The 21,865-nt window shown below is 45.2% G+C and carries 17 protein-coding genes; 11 read left to right on the top strand and 6 right to left on the bottom strand.

What is annotated here, in order from left to right; translation table 11 throughout:
• Positions 1 to 1,133 precede the first annotated feature (1,133 nt).
• Positions 1,134 to 1,682: a DUF2808 domain-containing protein gene (locus tag ACE1AQ_RS01270; RefSeq protein WP_008200470.1), complete on the top strand. Its 549-nt coding sequence runs from the start codon at positions 1,134 to 1,136 to the stop codon at positions 1,680 to 1,682.
• A 232-nt stretch (positions 1,683 to 1,914) separates the two neighbouring features.
• Here the strand turns inward: ACE1AQ_RS01270 and ACE1AQ_RS01265 are convergent, their stop codons facing one another.
• Positions 1,915 to 2,232, bottom strand: coding sequence for a KGG domain-containing protein (locus ACE1AQ_RS01265; RefSeq protein WP_008200471.1), 318 nt, complete (start codon positions 2,230 to 2,232; stop codon positions 1,915 to 1,917).
• Between the two features lie 439 nt (positions 2,233 to 2,671).
• Positions 2,672 to 4,918, bottom strand: coding sequence for an IMS domain-containing protein (locus ACE1AQ_RS01260; RefSeq protein ID WP_110543735.1), 2,247 nt, complete (start codon positions 4,916 to 4,918; stop codon positions 2,672 to 2,674).
• Positions 4,919 to 5,166: 248 nt separating this feature from the next.
• Here ACE1AQ_RS01260 and pdhA point away from each other — a divergent pair, with 248 nt between their 5' ends.
• From pdhA to ACE1AQ_RS01245, 3 genes are all read left to right on the top strand, one after another.
• A complete protein-coding gene (gene pdhA, locus ACE1AQ_RS01255) occupies positions 5,167 to 6,201 on the top strand; it encodes a pyruvate dehydrogenase (acetyl-transferring) E1 component subunit alpha (RefSeq protein ID WP_008200476.1) in 1,035 nt (344 codons plus the stop codon).
• Positions 6,202 to 6,388: 187 nt separating this feature from the next.
• Positions 6,389 to 7,171 (top strand): hypothetical protein, encoded by a 783-nt coding sequence (locus tag ACE1AQ_RS01250; protein WP_008200478.1) that lies wholly within the window; start codon positions 6,389 to 6,391, stop codon positions 7,169 to 7,171.
• A 111-nt stretch (positions 7,172 to 7,282) separates the two neighbouring features.
• On the top strand, positions 7,283 to 8,221 hold the full coding sequence (locus ACE1AQ_RS01245; protein ID WP_008200480.1) for a glycosyltransferase family 2 protein: 939 nt from the start codon (positions 7,283 to 7,285) through the stop codon (positions 8,219 to 8,221).
• 235 nt (positions 8,222 to 8,456) lie between these two features.
• On the opposite strand, the gene ACE1AQ_RS01240 is transcribed toward ACE1AQ_RS01245, so the two are convergent.
• A complete protein-coding gene (locus ACE1AQ_RS01240; protein ID WP_008200482.1) occupies positions 8,457 to 8,798 on the bottom strand; it encodes a hypothetical protein in 342 nt (113 codons plus the stop codon).
• Between the two features lie 34 nt (positions 8,799 to 8,832).
• On the opposite strand from ACE1AQ_RS01240, the gene aat reads away from it, so the two are divergent.
• From aat to ACE1AQ_RS01225, 3 genes are all read left to right on the top strand, one after another.
• Positions 8,833 to 9,414, top strand: coding sequence for a leucyl/phenylalanyl-tRNA--protein transferase (gene aat, locus ACE1AQ_RS01235; protein WP_039899873.1), 582 nt, complete (start codon positions 8,833 to 8,835; stop codon positions 9,412 to 9,414).
• A 428-nt stretch (positions 9,415 to 9,842) separates the two neighbouring features.
• Positions 9,843 to 10,961, top strand: coding sequence for a hybrid sensor histidine kinase/response regulator (locus tag ACE1AQ_RS01230; protein ID WP_110543745.1), 1,119 nt, complete (start codon positions 9,843 to 9,845; stop codon positions 10,959 to 10,961).
• A 35-nt stretch (positions 10,962 to 10,996) separates the two neighbouring features.
• The gene (locus ACE1AQ_RS01225; protein WP_110543747.1) at positions 10,997 to 12,370 is read left to right on the top strand and encodes an ankyrin repeat domain-containing protein; all 1,374 of its coding nucleotides are present in this window, start codon (positions 10,997 to 10,999) and stop codon (positions 12,368 to 12,370) included.
• Between the two features lie 214 nt (positions 12,371 to 12,584).
• Here the strand turns inward: ACE1AQ_RS01225 and ACE1AQ_RS01220 are convergent, their stop codons facing one another.
• The 3 genes from ACE1AQ_RS01220 to ACE1AQ_RS01210 form a co-directional block, all read right to left on the bottom strand.
• Complete coding sequence (locus tag ACE1AQ_RS01220) at positions 12,585 to 13,307, bottom strand: Stp1/IreP family PP2C-type Ser/Thr phosphatase (RefSeq protein ID WP_008200501.1); 723 nt, start codon at positions 13,305 to 13,307, stop codon at positions 12,585 to 12,587.
• A 44-nt stretch (positions 13,308 to 13,351) separates the two neighbouring features.
• Positions 13,352 to 15,040, bottom strand: coding sequence for an AarF/ABC1/UbiB kinase family protein (locus tag ACE1AQ_RS01215; protein ID WP_008200502.1), 1,689 nt, complete (start codon positions 15,038 to 15,040; stop codon positions 13,352 to 13,354).
• 90 nt (positions 15,041 to 15,130) lie between these two features.
• Complete coding sequence (locus ACE1AQ_RS01210) at positions 15,131 to 15,436, bottom strand: DUF6825 family protein (RefSeq protein ID WP_106908291.1); 306 nt, start codon at positions 15,434 to 15,436, stop codon at positions 15,131 to 15,133.
• A gap of 273 nt (positions 15,437 to 15,709) precedes the next feature.
• Here ACE1AQ_RS01210 and ACE1AQ_RS01205 point away from each other — a divergent pair, with 273 nt between their 5' ends.
• The 4 genes from ACE1AQ_RS01205 (at position 15,710) to ACE1AQ_RS01190 (ending at position 21,242) form a co-directional block, all read left to right on the top strand.
• The gene (locus ACE1AQ_RS01205; protein WP_110543749.1) at positions 15,710 to 16,933 is read left to right on the top strand and encodes an ABC transporter substrate-binding protein; all 1,224 of its coding nucleotides are present in this window, start codon (positions 15,710 to 15,712) and stop codon (positions 16,931 to 16,933) included.
• 215 nt (positions 16,934 to 17,148) lie between these two features.
• Entirely contained in the window at positions 17,149 to 18,027 is an 879-nt protein-coding gene (locus ACE1AQ_RS01200) for a hypothetical protein (protein WP_110543751.1), read from the top strand.
• A 425-nt stretch (positions 18,028 to 18,452) separates the two neighbouring features.
• Positions 18,453 to 19,091 carry an isoprenylcysteine carboxylmethyltransferase family protein gene (locus tag ACE1AQ_RS01195; protein ID WP_039899881.1) on the top strand — a complete coding sequence of 213 codons (639 nt, stop codon included), beginning with the start codon at positions 18,453 to 18,455 and terminating at the stop codon, positions 19,089 to 19,091.
• A gap of 459 nt (positions 19,092 to 19,550) precedes the next feature.
• A complete protein-coding gene (locus ACE1AQ_RS01190; protein ID WP_008200510.1) occupies positions 19,551 to 21,242 on the top strand; it encodes a hypothetical protein in 1,692 nt (563 codons plus the stop codon).
• Positions 21,243 to 21,865 lie beyond the last annotated feature (623 nt).

The following is a 21,865-nucleotide window of genomic DNA, read 5'->3' as shown; positions in this document are numbered from 1 at the left end:
TTGGCGGTTTATATGGCTAATTTACCGAAAAATTGGGTTTAAAGCCTCGCCCTTTTAGGGCGACTTTATAGGATGATTGAATGGCAACTTGACAAGATATTTATAGTAATGTTACATTAACCCCATCTCTATACTCACTGAAGAAATTAGTTGAATGGAAACAAATGGATTCTCCCGACTTCAAGTTTTCAACTGCCCGACTCTCTGCTTATGCTTAGAAATTAGTTGAATGGAAAGATAAGGTCGAGGGCGAACCGGTATTTAGAGGCTTTTCTCTCTACTCGCACTTAGAAATTAATTGAATGGAAACTGTACTCCTAATATGTTTGTGTTTTTTCTTAATGAACTCTCTACTCGCGCTTAGAAATTAATTGAATGGAAACATTTGTAGGGTTAATTCATGAATTAACCCTACTCTCTACTCGCAGTTAGAAATTAATTGAATGGAAACATTTGTAACAGAATCGTCTTAGACCTTACCCTATAATTTTAGTCTCTACTCGCGCTTAGAAATTAATTGAATGGAAACGACAATACTGCTGCGTTTTATTGAGTATTATTAGTTGCCTCTCTACTCGCGCTTAGAAATTAGTTGAATGGAAACAAAATCTCGACTCCCACCAGTGCGATTAAATCTTCTTTAAACTTTTTGCCGGAAACCCTAAATAAGTAGTCGTGCAAAATTAATTTCCCAGTCGAGACAGGAGACAGGAGACAGGAGACGGGATCAGATTTGAGTTTTTAGTTCACTGTTTACTGATCACAGCAAAAAGCTGACGGAGTAACTGCTGACGATTTGGATGTGTAATTAATTTTGCTTAGGTACTTATATATGGCGTTTCCTAAGCTAGTGAGGTACAGCTATTTTTCTTCCCCTTTGCCTAAAACCCAGAAATTTTGTACCTCAGCAGACTGAAAAAAGCTATAGTAAAATGCTTACTGGGCGACACTTTTAGGATTATTTGGCGGAAGAAACTATCAGACAATCGCTCGCAGCGGGTCGAGGCAGTTTACTGAAAGACACTTATCGGACTGGCAAAGGTCTAGGTAAGAAACGAGCGAGTTTTGTTACAGTTGAACTGTATTAGGCTCCTTGCGGCCGTCACCATCCCCCTCACTTTGGGTTAAAATTTATGTTAAAAGTCTTGACAAAAGTAATTAAATATGCTAAAGCACCCGCTTTGATTGCTCTATCCTTAGCGGTGGGTGCGGGGATTATTTTACCAAAAATAACTTTAGCCAATGGCAACCCCGGCCTAACAATTTTTAGCGGAGTCGATCGCAAGGATATCTTAGATTATTTCTTGCAATTCGGTGGTCGTCCCCGCCAAATGGATCGTTATAAACTCTATATCCCTGCGAAAAAACTCTCCCAAGGGGCTTCGGCTTTTTTTATTTCCTATCCCGATTATTTTAACGGCCAGTTTGACACCAATAAAATTCAGGTACGCATCAACGGTAAATCTTTGCCTTTAAAGGAAGTGGTTTGGGATAAGGATGGTCGCGTTATTCAAATTGTCCCCCAACAAGCGATCGATCCGACCAGCAAAGTTGAAATCGTCATGTCTAATGTCAGAAATCCCGAATTAGGCACTTATTACTTTACCTGTGATGTGACTGCCTCCGGCAATATTCCCGTCCGTCTCTACGTTGGTACTTGGATTGTCAGTATCGAACCCTAAGTATTTATTGGCGATAGAGAAATGGGGAAATGGGGAAATTCCACTAAGGGACTTGCGCTTTGATAATGTACCTTTTGGGCGAACGCAGTTCGCCCCTACATTGTGGACAAAATCCGTTACTGTAGGGGCGCAAAGCTTGCGCCCCCCGATCAATTGGGATATTATTCCCACGCAAGTCCCTAATATCCCAAAACCCCAACACCCTGTTAGTCCGAGAAAAAGTCAACCAAAGTCAACTATTTGCTTCCGAGTTGCTAAAATCTGAGGAATTTTCACCTACAGACTCGTTGGCTGGGGAATTTTCGCCAGAGTTTGTGTTTTTGCCACTGCCTTTGTGGGAATTTTTGCCCCCTTCCCGTCCAATAGCCGCCATGTGGGCGCGATCTCGGCTAACCGCTTCCCCGCCTTTTCGTCCCGCTTCCCGGGCTTCTTCGGAGGTAAATTCGTGGGCTGTACCTTTTTGATGAGCAGCTTTACCGCCTTTACTAGCGATTTCCCGTTGTTTAGCTTGATCCATAGAGGCAAAACCGCGTTTACTCTTACCTGTCATAATATCCCTCCTGTGTGAATGCTGATTTTAAAAGTTCTTAAAGACTTATGCGAGATTTTTAAAACATCAAAATCATGATCCTGTGGCTGGGCAAAAAATTGAGATCGCCCCGCTTTTTTCCTCTAAGAACTATGAATTCCTATCCACGATCATAACTCATTAGCTTGACTTCTAGAGAACTAATTACAGCAATCAAAGGGCGTATTTTATGTTAAAAAATATTAAGCAAATCGAGCATTTATCAGTCTAAAGATATAGAAGTTATCTTAATGGTGAGGTACAAAGTCTTGGTTTGGGGCAGTCGGAATTTAGTGATCAGTGATCAGTAATCAGGGATCAGCTTTTTTCTCCCTGCTCCCATCTCCCATCTCCCCACTTCCGAATTCATAATTCATAATTCATAATTCCGAGGTTTTTTGGGGGATTTAATCGGGAAAAATTAGGGTAAAACTTGGGTTTTTGCGATTAACCACTTATCTCCTTGCCGTACCAAATCATAGCGCACCTTCAAGGACTCATTATAGGAACGCTCGACAATTTCCTTGCCATTATAGAAATACATGGCCTTTTCGTTGACTATCGCTTCCACCGTCGCTAGATTAGGATTTTTGGCATTATTAGTAACCGATCGCACATCCACCTGATGATCGTAGCGCCAATAGTTATTTCTCTGTAGAGCCGCCGCCCGTTTTTGCCAAATTTCTAAGGCCGAACCCGTTAAAACCTCTTGCAATTGCTCTTTTTGGTGTTCACTGCCAAAAGCTGCCGATTTTGCCACTAACCAAGCTTGAATCGTCTCCTTAGCTGTTCCCTTGCCCAAGGGAGTCCCTTCGATCACTTCTGCGTTGGCTGAGGGAATTTCCAGTATGGGAGTATGCAGAGAAATCGGTAACTGTTCCCCTTGCAAGGCTGCCAAAGGGGATTGACTATCGACAATTGCCTTCACCCCCAGGGACAAAACCGCCAGCGTTCCCACTAATCCTACTGCCAATATCGCCACTCGATCGAGTCGTAGCTTTCTGCGGGCCGGTCGTCTGCGTTTCGGTGGGACTAGGGCGGTTTTTACCGTTTCTGGGGCCGCTTGCTGGGAGTTGCCCGCCGCTGGGGGGTGCGGGCGACGGGGACGACGACGGGGGGGATTAACTGCCGGTGGATGATGGGCTGCCGTCACCACCACAGTACCCTGAGTATAGGGGGTGAGAGTTTCCGGCTGAGGGTTGGCTCTCAGGGCAGATACAGCAGTGCTTGTCCGCTCACCGTTAACTCTAGCTAAAGACGGTTTTTGGGGACGAGAGTGGGAAGACGAATAAGCAGATTCCCTCATCGGTGTCGCTCCTGGCACTGGGTTTAAATGGGTGGGGGGGGTGTGGGTTTTGAGAACAGTTACTTCCGATTCTAAAGGTTCGCCAACCTTTTCCTGAACCGACACGGGAACTTTTTCGTCAGGAAAACCTGACAATTCTTCTAAATAATTTTGTACGTCTTCCTCGGCAAAATACTCTTTGAGTGAGGCTTTCTGCTCGACTAAATCACTAAAATGGCAGAAAACTTCTGTTTGTAACCAACGCTCGCCATAACGACATAATCCGGGTAAAAGATCGGGAGATTGCCCGGATTGTTCCTTAATATAATTTAATATTTCCTGCTCTTGACTTTTTTCTAAAATTGTGCTTGCCTGTTCGGTTTGACCGAGCAGCAGGGCGCAGATCGAGCGCTCAAGGGAGACATCCTGATGTTTTTGTAATTGCTGCAGGCGCTGGCTGGCCGCAACGATAGCGGCGGGTTGTTTTTGGGCGAAACCGCGGGCGATCAAGGCATAGACCAGCAGATAATTACCCACCGCCGAGGGGCGTTGGGCCTCTTTTGCCCAGATTTTCTCCTGTTCGGCCTGAGTTAAAAAAACCCGTAACTGTTGAATAAAGCGTAAAAAATTATCCACCCCCAACCCAGAGCGGTCATCGCCGGGGCCATCGATACCGCCGCGCGCGGCCAACATCTCCTCCAAGAGATTTAAGCCGCGCTGACGGGCAAGACCGGGTTTTTTTTCTTGGGATAACAATTCCAGGATCCGGTAGGGACGCAGGCGATCGCAATCATGACGAATCTCGCTGGCCACTTGCGGGAACATTTGTTCTTGTTCCAACCAGGTCAGGGCTTTGGCCGCAGTGCTGGCGGCCTGTTCATAATTTTTATCCTGCCAATATTCCCGACTCAATTCCCCGTAGGCCAAAGCCAAGGTTAAGATCATGTCTGGGCGAGTAGTTGGCTCTAAATCTAGATAAGTTTCGGCCAAACGAATCACTAACTCGTATTCTCCCAACTCTTGCAGGATGAGCAAAGCTCCCACCAGATCGGCGGGGGCAATGGTAATCTGGGGAGTGGGATATTCCGGGGAAGCGGCGGCCACCTCCCCACCCTGAGAATCTAGGTCTTCGGCGCTGCTTTCTGGGTTGAGAAGCAAGGGGTTGGGGTCGAAAAATTGGGCATCGTAATCACGACGGCGATCCGGATCACTTAACACTTGGTAAGCTTCATCTAACAAGTGCTGACGGGCGATGATCGCTGTTTGACTGTATTCTTGACGGGGCAATTGCCGTCCCCGGTCGGCGTGGGCCAAATCAATTTGCTCGGCACTCACCTGAAAGGGGATTCCCAATATCCTGTAGTAGTCAAGAGGAATTCGCACGGTTAGCTGTACCTCAACTCTGGAGAGTCCTTAGTGAATTAAGTGATGTAAGTGAGAGCGGAGCGAGTAAAATAACAAGATACCATCTTATCCTAGCCAATCTCTGACTGACTAAGGTTAGATTTGAGAGAGAAAATCCACTCGAACCCCTTGGTTTGAGCCTAAAAAATTCACTGCCAGAATTCTCGAAAAATCTACCGCTTCCTCTACCCTTGCTTTTTTGTTGTCTAAATGATACTACAGACCCTATGATTTCCGAACGTACTTTACCAACCTTTAATCCTGCTTCCATCATTATTACCAAAGCTGAAGGTCTTCGCCTATACGAAGATATGGTTTTGGGGCGGATGTTTGAAGATAAATGTGCCGAAATGTATTATCGGGGCAAAATGTTCGGTTTTGTCCACCTCTACAACGGTCAAGAAGCGATATCTAGCGGTATTATTAAGGCCTTGCGTCAGGGAGAAGATTACGTTTCTAGCACCTATCGCGATCACGTCCACGCCCTCAGTGCAGGAGTTCCCGCTAAGGAGGTAATGGCGGAGTTATTCGGCAAAGCTACCGGCTGTAGTAAAGGACGGGGCGGCTCCATGCATATGTTCTCCGCCGAACATAAGCTTTTAGGGGGTTACGCTTTTGTGGCCGAGGGGATTCCCGTCGCTACCGGGGCAGCTTTTCAAAGTAAATACCGTCGCGAGGCTATGGGGGATGCCAGTGCCGATCAGGTAACGGTCTGTTTCTTTGGCGATGGGGCGAGTAATAATGGCCAGTTTTTTGAGTGTCTGAATATGGCCGCCCTCTGGAAGTTGCCGATTATCTATGTGGTGGAAAATAATAAGTGGGCGATCGGTATGGCCCACGATCGAGCCACTTCTCAACCGGAAATCTATAAAAAAGCCAGTGTTTTTAGTATGGTCGGTGTGGAAGTGGACGGTATGGATGTGGTCGCTGTTCATGCCGCCGCCAGAGAGGCTGTAGCCCGCGCCCGCGCCGGTGAGGGGCCGACTTTGATTGAAGCCTTAACCTATCGTTTCCGGGGTCACTCTTTGGCAGATCCCGACGAGTTACGCAGTGCTGACGAGAAACAATTCTGGGGCGAAAGGGATCCGATCACGCGCTTTGCCGCCTACCTCTACGAGCGAGATCTGGCCACGAGAGAAGAATTAAAAGAAATCGAGGAGAAAATTCAAGCTGAAATCGAGGCAGCGGTTAAATTTGCCGAATCTAGCCCCGAACCCGATCCTAGTGAACTAACTCGCTTTATTTTCGCCGAAGACGAGTAATTTCAGTGATTAGTTACCAGTTATTCAGATTTGAGTAATCAGTAATCAGTGATCACTGATTACTTAAGGTATTCTATGAGGGGGAGCAGAAAAATCCCGCCTTGAAGATGGTTGTTGTTGAAAAAATCCGTAAAAAATAGTTGCGCTCTTGTATAATTCGCTAAAATCCAGAGAAATAGCTTTTGCCATGGCGACTACAGAAGCATTGAACCCCAGTCAGTTCGCATTCTTAACCAACCTCACCGCTGATCGTTCAAGTTCACCCAACCCACAAGAAGAAATGGACAAAGTTATCATTCTCGTTAATGCCGAAGCTCAAGCCAGTGGTCAGATGTCTCGGCTATCGCCCGTTACCGAAAAGATGGTGATTGCCTTAAAAAATGCGGTTCCTAAATCCCTAGCGGTGGAGGTGACGGGGACGGCTTCTTTGTGGTCAAAAATGGAGTCGGGTAAAACTGCCCAAAATAATTTAATCTGGTGTCCCTTAACAATTCAATTACCCAATTGGGTGAATTTTCCGGGTAAAAAAGTTTATCAAGCTTGTCGGGATATCGAGGAAAGACGCGCTTGGGTTGCCCATACCCTGCACTATAAAACCAGTCAGGGAGATTCTTCTTTTGGGGATCTTTGGTTGCCCATCACGGTGACATCTAAGGGTTTAGAATACGGTGAGGTGATCGGGGAGGGTATGATCCCTAACGCCTACAGTCAACCGATTAGTCTGGAAAGAGAGAGTCTGAAGTCTTTACATCGGCTGGCAGCGCAATTACTGGATAATCTACAGGCTCCTGCTTCCGTTTACTTGCTACAGTTTCGTCTGGCTCATCGAGAAGTGGTTTTTGATCGTCTCTGGCCTTTTCCTGCCGCACCTGCGATCGCTTCCCTGCGCGGTCAACAGACGGATCTCTATGCAGCCTACTGGAATTGTTTACGTCAGCAAGCAATGCTCGATCATTCTTTGGCCATTTAAAGGCACTGTCTAGCAGGAATCTATTAAGTTGACAAAAGCGATACTTTGGCAGAATATTTAGCGTAGCGGCCGCCATAAAAACACGGCTTTTGTCCGTTCAACCTCTCGAAAATGCCGAAATATTCACTAATTATCCCGATTTATAACGAGGAAGAAACCATTCCAGAACTCTATCGCCGTGTCAGTGACGTCATGGATAGTTTAGATGATTCTGTGGAACTGATTCTGATTAATGATGGCAGTGGGGACCGGTCCTTAAAATTAATGCGGGAACTACAGGAAAGAGATGCTAGGGTCTGTTATATTAGCTTTGCTCGTAACTTTGGCCATCAGGCAGCAGTGACGGCAGGACTTAATTTCGCTAGGGGTCAAGTTATTGTTGTCCTCGATGCCGACTTGCAAGATCCACCGGAATTGATTCCCAAAATGATTGAGTCTTGGCAAGCAGGTTATCATGTGGTTTACGCCCAGAGAACAAAACGGAAAAAAGAAAGTTGGTTTAAACGCCTAACTGCCTACGTTTTCTATAGATTGCTGCGACAATTAGCCGACGTGGATATCCCTGCGGACACGGGGGATTTTTGTCTGATGGATCGTCAGGTAGTGGACCTATTAAATTCTATGCCAGAACGGAATCGTTATATTCGCGGTTTGCGCGCTTGGATTGGTTTCCGACAAACTGCTGTTAAATTTGAGCGGGATCCCCGGTTTGCCGGTGAAGTCAAGTACACTTTTAAAAAATCCCTAGCTTTAGCGATTAATAGCTTGGTGTCTTTTTCTAAGATTCCCCTGCGTCTTTCCACTTATTTAGGCCTATTTTCTGCTTTAATTGCCCTGTTGATGGCTTTACTGGTTCTCTACTGGCGCTTACAGCAACCCGACTCTCCCGTTACCGGTTTAGCTACTATCTTGATCGCCGTGTTTTTCTTGGGTTCGGTACAATTGATCAGTATTGGCATATTAGGGGAATACATCGGTCGAATTTACGAAGAAGTTAAGGGCAGACCAGCCTATACAATCGCTGAGATCGCTGGGTTGGAAATCAATTAAACTTTTCAAACAACTATCAATTAATTCTTGTCAATTAAAGATTTTGTTAACTTCTTAAATAAGCAATAAGCTGTTGACTCTCTAAATTACTGGTTAAGACTGTCTATGATCGAGGAGAGAGGTTTTGCTCATTTGTCCTAAAATTTCTAATAGGCAGTGCAGCTTACCCCATTCGTACAAAAAAATTAGCAGGGCCGCTAATAGAAATTAAACTCCAATAGCAAAGAAAAACTGTCTAACTTTGCCCACAACAGCGATCAATACCTAAACTATCTAAAATCAAATCACTGACGGCGTTAGCGATGGCAAATTCACTATAAAAACTTTCGCGGAAATCAAAAGCTTGCATCTCGGTAATGATCGCAATCACCAAGTTACCGAGATCGTTTTCTCCTTCCAAACGCTGACGCAGAAAAATTTGACTAGCGCGTTCAGCGATAGTTTCATTAATAGCTTCGGGAATAAATTCTGCATCTAACCAACGATGCAAAGCCGTGCGCAGCCAAGTTTGTTCCTGTTGGGGATTTTCGATCGGTGGTAGAGTAATAGGCGGAATTGCTGGGGGATAATCGGGCATAATTAGAGAATGATCAGGCTACGAGACTGAGTTCTTGGGGGGATTCGTGGATACCGCCTCTATTATACAAGGATACGCACGCGGTTACTTTCTCATGGCCGATGAGGGGGGGCGATTGGATTGGTATTCTAGTATAAATCGCGCTCTTATCCCTCTCAATCAGCGTTTTAGGTATCCCAAGTCCCTAAAACGAGTTTTGAATCAAAATCGCTTTAGCGTGGCTATTAACCGCGATTTTGCTGGGGTTTGTGCCGGTTGTGCCGATCGCTCGCTGACTTGGATTTCCCCGGAGTTAATGCAAATCTATCAGCAATTACACCAGGCCGGTTGGGCCTACAGTTTCGAGACTTGGCAAGGGGATCAATTAGCGGGGGGGATTTTAGGTTTAGCAATTCGCGGGGTTTTTATCGGGGAATCGATGTTTTATAAAATTCCCGATGGTTCTAAGGTAGCCATGGTCAAGTTAGTTGAACACCTCAGAGAACGGGATTTCTGTCTATTTGATGCCCAAATGCAAAATCCCCATCTGGCTAGATTTGGGGCCTATACTATCTCCGAAAAGGAATATCATCACCGACTGGAAAGCGCTCTGCTCAAGCATTGCCGTTTTGTTTAAGTATTGTTTCCGATGATAGCAGTCATCTTATAGTATAGTTATACCAAATTTCTCAATCCATGACAGACACCCACGCTCGAATGCTTGCCAAGCCTGCATTCGTTGTGACGCAAATAAACCTCTTGCAAAAGTCAAAAAGTAATCAATCCTGATGCTGAAAGCATCTATTCTTGTTTCTGTTGCCTGTTGCCTTTTGCCTGTTGCCTGACTTCTGCAAGAAGTCTAATAAAGAAAAATGGTATTAGGTATAGAGTTTTCCTTTTGGGGACCCGGTTCTCAAGATTCAGCAATAGCAAATTAGGTCACACTTCCCCTTTAGGAAAAAAGCTCTCAGAATCCACCTCGAAAATGTCTTGACTACTGAGGCAGAGTCAAGGTAACATATTATACTAGACTCCGATAGTAATGTAATGTAATTCAAATTGGCGATGTCAAACCAGTTAAAAATTCTCATTGTTGATGATGACGAAGCAGATCGGAGTGCTGTGCGCCGATTGTTAAGAACATCGGGGATGGAGACACAAATAACAGAAGCCGTTGACTATGAAGAGGCTAGAGAAAAGATAGCCAATAATCTTTTCGACTGTGTATTGATCGATTATCTTCTAGCCGATCGAGATGGTTTAACTTTGGTGCGGGAAATTCGGCAGCAGGGAGTTAAAATCCCCCTAATTATCTTAACCGGTCACGGAGACGAAGAAATTGCCGTCGATATGATGAAAGCTGGTGCTTCCGATTATCTGAGTAAATTTCGTCTTACTCCCTCGCGCTTAAATCAAGCGATGCGAAACGCCCTACGCATCTATGAAGCGGAAGAAGAAGCGGCGATTGCCAAACAAGAAAAAGAGCATTTAGCTAAACAAAAAGAAGATTTTGTGGCGAGGATGACTCACGATTTGAGAACTCCCTTAGTCTCTGCCAATCATATATTAGAACTATTTCAAGAAGGTTTATACGGTGAGATTACTGCCGAAATGAGTCGAGTTATTCATGTGATTATTCGCAGTAATAAAAATCTCTTGGAAATGGTTAATAATCTTTTGGAAGTTTATTTTCATGAAAACGGCGAAAAGAAACTTAATTTTACTAAATTAAAGATTATCGATATTCTCGAAGAAGTGTGTCAGGAGTTAGCTCCCCTTGCCCAAGAAAAAGAACTAGAATTAAGCTTAGATGCCGAGAATGGCGGGGAAATTTTCCTAGCTGGCGATCTCTTGGAACTACGGCGCGTTTTTACCAATCTCATCGGCAATGCGATTAAATTTACCCAAAAGGGTGGTGTGAAAATTCATCTCATCCCCGCTACAGAGGAAGATACTTTTGTCACCATTGTCGTGGAGGATACTGGTATCGGCATTGCAGCAGAAGAACTACCCTGGATTTTTGATCGCCTCTACTCTGGTTCCGTAGAAACTTCCACCAATGGGTTAGGACTTTATCTCTCCCGTCGCATTATCGATGCTCATGGGGGAACTATTGCCATCACCTCAGAATTAGAACGGGGTAGTAGCTTTTCTGTCCGTTTGCCCGCCTATAACGATCAATAATAGAAAAAATACTTTCTGCCGAGCGGTCACTGTTAATGGCTTCTAATTGGGATATCTTGTTAATGCAAGCGGCGCGTCAGGGTAATCTCGCGCGGGTTCAAGCTTTACTGAGTCAGGGGGCAAATGTCAACGCCACCGATAGCCAAAATACTACGGCTTTAATCTATGCCGTGCAGGGGGGTCATGGGGAAATTGTGGCGATTTTGCGAGAATTTGGGGCTGATATCAACAAAAGTAAACAACCCCAAGGTTTAAGCCCTCTCATGTTAGCGGCTGCCCTCAATCACGGTGAAATCCTCGCTCAATTAATCGCCGCTGCTGCTAATGTCAATCAGGTCAATCAAGATGGTACGCCAGCACTAATGATTGCTGCTTATAAGGGTCATACAGCGATCGCAGAACAGTTATTAACCGCCGGCGCTCGGGTCAATATGCGCGATCGGGATGGAGATACGGCTTTATCTGTAGCGATCAAACAAAATTACGCCGCCATCGTCCGTTTACTGCTAGATCGTGGTATAGATGAAGAAATCCGTCAAGAAGCTTGGTTAGAGGCTCTCGTCGCTAATCGCCAGGAAATCCTCGAATTATTTATTAGCCGTGGTCTGCCCCTCGATTTTCCCACTTTATCTGGGGAAACTCCCCTAATTTTGGCTGTAGAGAGGGGAAATCTCGGCAGCGTACAAACTTTACTGCAAGCGGGAGCAAATCCGAATATCAGCACGGAGGAGGGAGAAACTGTCCTGATGATCGCCGCTGCTGAGGGATATTTCCATATTGTCCGACTTTTACTCGCTCAGGGGGCCAGTGTTGACGATCAAAATCAGGCGGGAGAAACGGCCCTGCATTTAGCGACCATCGAAGGACATTTAGAGATCGTCCAGGCCTTACTACAAGCAGGCGCTTTTGTCAATCACTGTAACCATTTTGGTGATACACCCCTGATCATCGCCACCGTGCAGGGATACGAAGCGCTCGTTTTAGAATTGTTAAAACAGGGCGCGGATCCTAACCTAACTCAGCAGGGAGAAACACCGTTAACTTTAGCTCTACAGCGCCAATTTACGAAAATCTGCCGTTATCTCCTCGACTACGGGGCCAATCCCAACACCGTTTATCCCGATGGCAAAACCGTCCTCATGAAAGCTTGTGAGGGCAATAATAGTCAATTGGTGCGCAGGCTAATCGATATCGGTGCCGATGTCAATCAACTCGATTTTAGCGGCGCTTCCGCTTTAATGTGGGCGAGTTATCACGGTTGTCTCGACACGGTTAAAGTCTTGTTAGACGGGGGAAAGGTGAACTTAAATCAGAAAAATCAAGGGGGAATGACCGCTTTAATGTTAGCTAAATTTAATCACCATCAGGCGATCGTTTCTTTATTACAACAAGCGGGAGCGATCGAGTAATACTAAATCCGTTGAGTAACGCACAGAAAACGGGTTTCTCGGAGAAACCCGTTTTCTCGGCAGGAGATAGGGTTTTAGGGTTTTAGGGTTTTAGGGTTTTAGTTGAAATTCCCCCACTTCCCCACTTCATAATTCATAATTCATAATTCATAATTCCCATCTCCCCACTTCCCCACTTCCCCGCGAGAAACTTTTTGCCGCAAACCCTAGATAGTCAACAGCTGACCATGACCACGGTGATATTATCGGAACCGCCGGCTTTTTTGGCCGCTGCCACTAAATTCTCGACAATTTCCTGACAATCGGCACCGGTTTGCAAATAATCGCTAATTTCCCGGTCGGACAGTTCTTCCGTCAAACCATCACTACAGAGAATTAAACTATCGCCGGATTGCACATCGAGGGGAGATACCGTCACTGGGGGCAAATCGCGACGACCGAGACATTGGAATAAAATGTGTCGCCAAGGGTGGTTTTTTGCTTCTTCTTGGGACAGATCGCCCATTTTTACCGCCCTAGCTATCCAAGTATGATCCTCCGTCACCTGTTCTAATTTTTGCTCACGAAAGCGATAGAGACGGGAATCACCAATATGGGTGTACCAAGAGCCATCATCTCGGAAGATAGCCATGACTAGGGTTGTCCCCATGTCCTGTCTTTCGGGATTTTTCAGTTGGTCTTCGATAATCTTCTCGTTAGCGGCAGTAATTGCCTCCTGGAGCAATTCCCCAGCAGTCAGGGACGAATTCCAGTGTTCTTCTAGATGAGCTTGGATAGTTGTAGTGGCGATTTGACTAGCTTCCTGGCCTCCCGCATGACCCCCCATACCATCGGCAACGATAAAAAAGCGCCGCTCGGGGTCGATATAATAACTATCCTGATTAGCCGATCGCACTACACCAGGATCGGTTATTCCTCCAAAAGAAAGATTGTTCATGGAAATTTCTGCTTTTAACACAATATTTATTATCCCGTGATCGATTACATCATGCGATCCTGACGTTCAATTTTTCGCCAAAGTCTTACAAGAGCTATCCCCGGCAGCAGCGAAATCGCCATCGGCACTAAAGTTAACCAACCAAAACCACTGACCAATAGAAGCGTCGCTGAGATAAGTAAAGCACTGATCAGTAAAGTGTAGTTAGTTCCCATTTGAATCATACCCAATCGTCGCAAAAGTCGATCGGATTCGCTGGAACGCACCCGGACTCGGATATCACCCCGTTCTAATTTTTCGATCGTATCATCGATGCGTCGGGGTAAACTCAGGGCGGTGCTGCTCACTTGGGCCGCTTGCCGTCCTAACTCATCGAGGATATTACTGCCATTATTTCCTGTCATATCATTTACTAATTGCAGGGCAAAAGGTTGGGCCACTTCCATAAAGTTAAATTCGGGATCGAGTCCTTTGCCTACCCCTTCCAGGGTAGAAAATGCCCGCATGACGAAGGTAAAGGTAGCGGGAAAGCGAAAAGGTTGATCGTAGGCGATTTCATAGAGATCATCGCTGATAGAGGCTACGGATTGCTCCTCAAAGGGTTTATCCATGAAGTTATCGAGCATATACTGGATCGATCGCCGCACTGCTCCCATATCACCATTGGCAGTTAATGCTCCTAGATCCACTAGAGAAGTGACCACGCGATCGGCATCTTTTTGGGCAATTCCAAAGAGAGTCTGCATTAATTTTTCGCGCACGTTGGTTTTAATTTGTCCCATCATGCCGAAATCGTAGAAAATTAAGGAGCCATCACTATCAACGGCGATATTGCCGGGGTGAGGATCCGCGTGAAAAAAGCCGTTGTTGAGTAGTTGAATTAGATAGGCTTTTGCCCCTAGTTTAGCCAACAATTTGCGATCGAGTCCGGCCGCTTCTAGGGCCTCATAATGACTAATTTTGATGCCGGGGAGATATTCTAGGGTTAAAACCTGGGGAGAGGTGTAGCGCCAATAGACTTTTGGTACTTTCACCCAATCTTCCCCGCGAAAATTACGGCGAAAAGTGTCAGCGTTACGACCTTCGTTAAGATAATCGGTTTCTTCCCAGAGAATTTTACAGCATTCTTCATAAATACCCGTCCAATCGCGACCTTTACCCCATTTGGGGTGATTTTGGAAGTATTGGGCGATTTTTTTCAGGATAGCCAGATCGATACTAAATAATTTTTTTAATCCGGGCCGTTGGACTTTGACCACCACATCTTCCCCGGTCTTCAGTTGGGCCCGGTGAACTTGCCCTAAACTAGCGGCTGCCAGGGGAATAGGATCGAAGCTTTTAAAGAGTTGATTGAGGGGTTTACCGAAGGATACCTCGATAATTTTGCTGGCCTGTTCGTAGGTAAATGCGGGAACCTGATCCTGTAGTTTCGAGAGTTCTTCCACATATTCGAGGGGAAAAAGATCAGCCCGGGTGGAGAACAGTTGGCCGACTTTAATAAAAGTCGGTCCCAATTCTAGCATGGTTTCCCGAATCCAAGCGGCTTGTTTTCTGCGTCTGCCGGCGAGTTTTTCTTGGCTATAGCCGCCGTTATAGCTCCATTTTTTACCGTTGAGCCAGAATTGATAAAGTACAGTCAGAACGAATCGCCAAATATCTAGACGACGACGATTGATCGAATAGTTTTCTCGATTCCAACGATAGCTATTTTTGGCGACTTGGAGGGCCGGCATTGCTGGGTTTAACTCTGGGGTAACGGGGACGGGTAGAAGGGCTGACACGCAATTTTTGGGGCTTTAAAGCGACTAAAAGAGGGTTTTGGGTTAATTACGGTAGTTTTTTAGTTCCGAGCGCAATTGGGCGATTTCGGCCCGCATTTCGTCGATGTTTTCCTGCACATCGGCACTGGAGGAACCACCGGACTCTGTATCAGTATATACTCCCTTTTCCACGGCTCGCTCGGCTCTCATTTGCACTTCTTCGACGAATTGCCGCAGGTTTTCCCGTTGTTCGGCATCAAATTTGCCTAATTCGCTTAAAGCGTTGGTCAACGCGTCTTCTAGCTGTTCACTGACCACTTCAGCGATCGCTCGTCCGAGGAAAAAGGCGTGAATAACGGGGTTAGTCATAATCTTAAATGGATGTTTTCGCTTGCTGGGTTTTGTGAACGGGAAGGGCAGTATCTAAATTCCCTAACTACTAGGTTAGGCGACAGAACCAGAAAAGGCAAATCGTTTTTCTGAAAACGGGAGTTAGACGGGGGGTTAATCGACAAAATTAAGGGAAAGAAAAGGCGCTAAGGCGGTAAAGTCTGGTTCGATCTCGTCGGGAATTATCGCTGAAATCAACCCGATTAGCGAAATAATAGTGTCATCAACAATATCGGTCTCAGGAGAGTTAAGATGCTCAGAAAACGTTTATTAATCCCCTTAATATTATCCCTAGTCACTTTTGGTCTAGTGGTGGCCTGCAATTCTGGCACTCCCACTGGTCAAACTAACCCCAGTCCCGCAGAAAACGCCGCCACTGCTGCTATTCCCATCGGTGCAGCTTTAGCTCAAACCAGCAATCTCGCCCTATTAGGACAGGAACAGGTGATCGGTGTCAAGATGGCTGAAACATATTTTAATGAAAAGGGCGGAGTCAATGGAACACCGATTAAAGTTATTATCCAGGATGTGGCCGGGGATGAACAGGGCGCAATCAACGCCATTAATACCCTAATCACTCAAGATAAGGTGGTGGGTATTCTTGGTCCGTCCCTCTCCCAGCAAGCTTTTGCCGCTAGTCCGATCGCCGATCGAGCCAAAGTTCCCATTCTCGGTCCGTCTAACACGGCCAAAGGTATCCCCCAGATCGGTGAATATGTGGGTAGGGTGTCTGCTCCTGTGGCTGTGGTCGCTCCCAATGCGGTTAAAACCGCTTTAAAAATCGATCCCAAGATTAAAAAAGTGGCTGTCTTTTTTGCCCAAAATGATGCTTTTAGTAAATCGGAAACGGAAACTTTTCAAGAAACCCTAAAGAGTTTAAATCTCGATATTGTCACCGTGCAGAAATTCCAAACCACCGATACAGATTTTCAAAACCAAGCCACCGCCGCTATTAATATTAAACCGGATTTAGTGGTTATTTCTGGTTTGGTTGCTGACGGGGGCAATTTGGTCAAACAGCTGCGACAATTAGGCTATCAGGGGTTAATTATTGGTGGCAATGGTTTAAATACTTCTAATATTTTCCCAGTTTGTCAAGCTCAATGTGATGGTATTCTCATTGCTCAAGCTTATAACCCGGAATTAGATAATCCTATTAATCGGGATTTTGTTACCGCTTATACAGCAGAAAATAAAAAAGCACCGCCCCAATTTACCGCTCAAGCTTTTACGGGAATTCAAGTTTTTGTCGAGGCATTAAAACGGGTAGATGATAAAAATAAACTCAGTACACTTTCCCTCGAACAAATTCGCCAACAATTAAATCAGGAAATTTTAGCGGGTAAGTATGTCACTGTCCTGGGAGATATTGCTTTTACTCCCGAAGGGGAAATCATTCAGGATAAATTCTCCGTGGCACAAATTAAAATGGATGCCGATGGTAAAAATGGTAAATTTACTTTTGTGAAAAATTAATCAGTAAAGGGTTCTTCTCATTTCTATCTCGTTGCAAGGAACTCCCTTGCAACGCATTTCCAGAGGTTCTAGCTCTTGTCTAACCGCTCAGGGGAGGGAGACACTCCTTCCCTTTTCTTCTTACAGGTAGAACCTTGGCAGGAGAAAAATATAAAGATTTTATTAAATTGTATTTTTAGCTACAATGTGGGGGGGGTAAGTGTGTATGATTATCGGTGCTTTTTGGTGTTGGGTATTGCTGTGTCTTCACCCAACCGACGGAAACAGCGATCGCAAACGAATTTATCAATCTCGATCAAACAATCATGGATGCAAAACTGAAAAATAGCACCTTTGACAAGTTGAAGCTGGCTCCCATCGCCCTAGCGGCGGGTGCAGGCCTGATGATGGCGGCTGCTGTCCCCGGACAAGCAGCATCCCAGCTATCAGTTGACTTTAGTCCCAGCACTAGCGCCGTCGCTGCTGGATATGCAGGATTTATTTTTAGCAACAACGGGACACCGGGGACTCGCACATATTTATCTGGCTCCACTGGTTACACTGGCTCAATGGATACTGGTACCGGCATTGGTGTGACGCTGGCTTCTGTTTCCGGTTCACCGGCTTTTCGCATGATTGAACGAAGTGGTACAAATTTGTTATTGCGCGACTTTGCTGGGCGTGATGGTATAAATCTCGGACAGGATTTAAAATTTGCTGGCTTAGTGGCTGGTTCCTATTCGCTCACGATACCTTTGACTGATTTAAGCAACCAACAGGGTGTTGTGGATGTGCAACTTAGTACAAACGGGGGAACATCCTTCAGCAATGTTCACGACAATTTAGCTTACGGATTGAATCAGGGTCGAAGTGCCGTGTTGAAATTTAAGGCTAACGGAATCAATGATGTTATTGCGCGTTTTTGGACGGGGGGTAATCAGTTTGGTGTCACTGGACAAACTAGCAATAGTGTCAATATAAATCGCATCTTTACGATGAATGGATTTGTCTTGACGCGTGTCCCTGAACCCTCCTTAAGTATCTTGGGTACAGTATTGGTTTTAGGATTTCTACCGATTCTCAAAAAAAAGTTTCCATCGAATGATAAGCACTGATGATCACAGAAAATCGAGAAGCTCCGAAAGTGCTTTTTACCTCGTTGCAAGGGTCTCCCTTGCAACGCACTTCCAACAGTATTCGATGGTGGTGTTAGACTAAATCCTGTTTAAAAGGCATAGGAGAGTGGGGTCTAGGGTGTGGGGAGAAGGGAGAAACAATTCATAACTTGAGAGTTAATCACACTATGTTAACCTGACAGACCAGATCAGAAGCTGGTGCTGATGATCTAGGATTATTTGCCGATTAATGACTCTTTGGGGAAATTAGAGGAGAATACCGGGCCAGCAATTATGGATTTTAACAACTGTCCCCGACCTTTATTTTTTATTCTCAAGCGATGTCAAAGACCGGATGGAAACGTTAGTAGTTATAATTGTTTAGCAGTGGCTCGATCGGATTGATTTCTACTTTGAAGAAAATAATGAAGATAAAACACGCGATTAATTGGCATAAATTCCTGACTTTTCTAATTATATTGGGCCTAATGGCTTTTTATAATAATTTTACCCTGCTTGCTTGGATATACCTTGCTCTGCACGGAACTTACGGTCTGATGTGGTTGATCAAGGATAGATTATATCCGGATCAACAGTGGGAAAAAGAAATATCGGTGGCTATGGGAATATTTACTTTTATCGTTCTCGGTTTATATTGGGCAGCCCCTTTTATTATTGTTAGTGGGAAGGTCACGGCTGCCGCCCCTTTAATATCCGCAGCCATAGCGATCAATATCATGGGGGTATTTCTCCATTACGGTAGCGATGCCCAAAAGTATTTTACCCTTAAATATAGGCAAGGATTGATCACCGAAGGTTTCTTTAGTCGTTGTCGTAATCCCAACTATTTAGGAGAGATTTTAATTTATCTCAGTTTTGCCCTGTTAGCCCAACATTGGCTCCCTTTTCTGATTTTGGGGGGATTCATCGCCGGGGTCTTCATTCCCAATATGCTTAAAAAAGACCGCTCCCTCTCCCGCTATCCTGAATTTGACGCTTACAAAGCGAAGTCTGGATTGCTATTACCCAAGCTATTAATAAACCCTAGGCGGGATGCTCACTAATCCCCTTAGATGTAAGCAAAGTTAAGGTCTTTCTCTTAAACCGCAGAGTGCGCTATTAAGTTTCATTTAGGGGGTATTAGACCGATGGAAGTGGAATAGTAGCATAGGGAAAGGTGCTAAACCGCAGGGAGCGGTTTAATTAATAATTTAGGATCTTCCCGCTTTGTATATGAGAACAAATACTCATTCACCCATTGCCATTAACGGCTATCAGTATCCGAGATGTTATATAACTCGTGGTCGGAACTGCTCTCCAAGGCTTTCAGTCCTTCCACACTGGCACTTTCTTAGGACGGTGGCAGTAATACAATCGGCCACCACCAGATTAGAAAAAGTGGCAGCAAAATAGCTGAAGGCATTTCAAAGTGCCAGCACCCACCCGACACCATACCAGGAAGTCCCTCATGAATCTTGAATAGGGATGGGGGTTGATGCTAGGCGTTGGACAAAAGCGAGATTATGGAAGAGATTATGGAAACTTGGACGCGATCGATTGACATCGAGGAGATAGCAAAACGCCATGGGTCTCCTTTATATATACTGAACCTCGGTCAGCTTCGTCGGAACCTGTCCCACTTTGTGGAGCTTGTGGGCAGTCCATCTCAGGTTGCTTACCCGGTAAAGGCTAATCCGTCGATGGCGATTCTGAATGAACTGGCATCCCTGGGATGCTCCGCAGACTGCTCTTCTAAATATGAAGTTGAGTTGGCCCTTTCTTGCGGATTCCCGTTAAATCGGATCACATACAACAGTCCGGCGCCCGACCGCCAGCTAATGGTAGATCTCCTCGATGGAGGCTCAACAGTAGTTGCTGACTCCCAAGCTATATTAGATGACCTTCAACATAAGCTTTATGGCAAGGATTGGAGTGGGAGCTTGCTGGTTCGGGTTAACCCAGAAAAACCGGTGGAATATTTCCACAATACTGATTGGCAGGATCTGGTTTCTCACGCCTCGCCCAACAGTAAGTTTGGCATCCCATCCGAGGAATTGCCAGATGCGCTGGCCAGTTGCCAACTACCTATAGCTGGCTTGCATATCCATATTGGTACTCAGATGGATAATGTATCGGCATTTAGTCATTCGATTCAGTTTATTCATCATTTGAAAAACTTAATCGAGGCCGGCTCGAATCATTGCATGAGAAAACTAAATCTTGGCGGTGGGCTTGGCATTGACTTCCATGACGGGCAACAGTTTCCAACCATCCCAGAGTACACAGAAGCATTAAAGAAACACTTGTTACCCGGTATTGAGTACATAGTCGAGCCTGGACACGCACTGGTTGGTAATGCCGTCGCCTTGTTGACTCGTATCCGCGAGCTTAAGCAGATGCGGGGCAGACGTTGGGCTATTGTTGATGTTGGCTCCGACCAGCTAATCAAGGTGACTCTCCTCTCATGGAGCCACCAAATTATCGATCGCAATCATCGCACCCTGCCTACTCAAGGGGACGATGCTATCGGAGGGCCACTTTGTTTTGCCGGCGATATATTGCTACCATCGACCAATTTAGAAGGCCAGAGTCCTGGAGATCCATTGTTAATCCAACACGCAGGGGCCTATTGCTATTCAGTAAGCAATCACTTTAATGGGTTTCACGGGCCCGGGCATATAACCATAGATGAAATGGGTCAAATAGAAACGGCTTACACTGCTGAGGACGTATTTGCCGATCACAACTTCTTGGGATTTTCCCTGCCGACGCGCCTCCCTTCGGAAGTGCCAGATCATGAAATTGATCTCGATATCATTGAGAGACTAAGCAGTGACTATCTCAAGCAGGGAGCATCTTCAGATGGCTACACATTTACCAGAGTCCAACTCATAGCGCCAAGAACCTTGCAGTTTATGGTGAAGGCGAAGAGTTCTTTAGGAGCGATATCGATCCCATTCGCCGCCCGCATCGCCTCGGATGCCACAATCATTTCAGCTTTGTATCTTGTCGGCAAACAGGCCAAAGATGTTTCTGTTTGGGGAACAAGAATATATATGAAGTCAGACACGATAATTCGTACCAGCCAGCCATTGAGACTGGTTGTATATATAGCACCCCAATCAAGCCTCCCTGTGGATAAGTATATTACTCACCTGTCTCACTGGGACCTGGGCAACGGGAAGTTTAAGGGATCGTTCCGATTCATCTTATAAAGTTCTTTTCGTTGCCTTGCTCACGATATTTACACAACCAGGCTGGCACTGTGTTTCTATGATGCCCTCAACTTTTAGCTATCACCTTGAGGGTGGGAGCTTTTTCTTGTTTTAGTGGCAGTTTGTCTTTTTCCCTAACGGTGATTGCTTCTTTGGTCTGTTGAGTTAGTTCATTAAACCTCTTGCATAATTAATTTTTGAGGGTTCAAAAACGGTAAGAATAAGGATTAAATTGCATAAAATCCTTAAATAGACCATTTAATTGATTATTGTTCATTCCTAATTCTCCTGACGACCGGCTACTGACTCCTAACCCTAACAACAATTTTTGATTTTTACCAGAGGTCTATTCTTCTGCGCTTTCTTTGACTACTGTTGAGGTTACTCCTGCCATAATTTTTGGATAATAAGAGTTATGGTCGGTCAAGCGTCAAAACATCAAGGCTTTTCCTTGATCCCAGTAATGTAAACTTTGATTAAGAGAAAGATTTCTAGCCCCGATCCGATGTTATATTAATAATTGAAGCTAAAGAAAAAAGCTTCCCTGACAGATCGACTGGCAAGGTTATAAAGGTCAAGTTCACAAAGGAGTAAACCCTGTTAAAGTTACATTCTGTCTCGAT

The sequence above is a fragment of the Microcystis sp. BLCC-F209 genome, assembly GCF_041928595.1.
Classification (GTDB): Bacteria; Cyanobacteriota; Cyanobacteriia; order Cyanobacteriales; family Microcystaceae; genus Microcystis.
The sequence above is the reverse complement of the archived record's forward strand: the minus strand, read 5'-3'. Positions and strand labels throughout refer to the sequence as shown.

Excerpts from the sequence above, each read along its gene's own strand:
- ACE1AQ_RS01190 (WP_008200510.1), top strand. The coding sequence starts at position 19,551 with ATGGAAGAGATTATGGAAACTTGGACGCGATCGATTGACATCGAGGAG.
- ACE1AQ_RS01245 (WP_008200480.1), top strand. The coding sequence starts at position 7,283 with ATGCCGAAATATTCACTAATTATCCCGATTTATAACGAGGAAGAAACC.
- ACE1AQ_RS01210 (WP_106908291.1), bottom strand. The coding sequence starts at position 15,436 with ATGACTAACCCCGTTATTCACGCCTTTTTCCTCGGACGAGCGATCGCT.
- ACE1AQ_RS01230 (WP_110543745.1), top strand. The coding sequence starts at position 9,843 with ATGTCAAACCAGTTAAAAATTCTCATTGTTGATGATGACGAAGCAGAT.
- ACE1AQ_RS01240 (WP_008200482.1), bottom strand. The coding sequence starts at position 8,798 with ATGCCCGATTATCCCCCAGCAATTCCGCCTATTACTCTACCACCGATC.
- ACE1AQ_RS01195 (WP_039899881.1), top strand. The coding sequence starts at position 18,453 with ATGAAGATAAAACACGCGATTAATTGGCATAAATTCCTGACTTTTCTA.
- ACE1AQ_RS01225 (WP_110543747.1), top strand. The coding sequence starts at position 10,997 with ATGGCTTCTAATTGGGATATCTTGTTAATGCAAGCGGCGCGTCAGGGT.
- ACE1AQ_RS01265 (WP_008200471.1), bottom strand. The coding sequence starts at position 2,232 with ATGACAGGTAAGAGTAAACGCGGTTTTGCCTCTATGGATCAAGCTAAA.
- ACE1AQ_RS01270 (WP_008200470.1), top strand. The coding sequence starts at position 1,134 with ATGTTAAAAGTCTTGACAAAAGTAATTAAATATGCTAAAGCACCCGCT.
- ACE1AQ_RS01250 (WP_008200478.1), top strand. The coding sequence starts at position 6,389 with ATGGCGACTACAGAAGCATTGAACCCCAGTCAGTTCGCATTCTTAACC.
- ACE1AQ_RS01220 (WP_008200501.1), bottom strand. The coding sequence starts at position 13,307 with ATGAACAATCTTTCTTTTGGAGGAATAACCGATCCTGGTGTAGTGCGA.
- pdhA (WP_008200476.1), top strand. The coding sequence starts at position 5,167 with ATGATTTCCGAACGTACTTTACCAACCTTTAATCCTGCTTCCATCATT.
- ACE1AQ_RS01205 (WP_110543749.1), top strand. The coding sequence starts at position 15,710 with ATGCTCAGAAAACGTTTATTAATCCCCTTAATATTATCCCTAGTCACT.
- ACE1AQ_RS01215 (WP_008200502.1), bottom strand. The coding sequence starts at position 15,040 with ATGCCGGCCCTCCAAGTCGCCAAAAATAGCTATCGTTGGAATCGAGAA.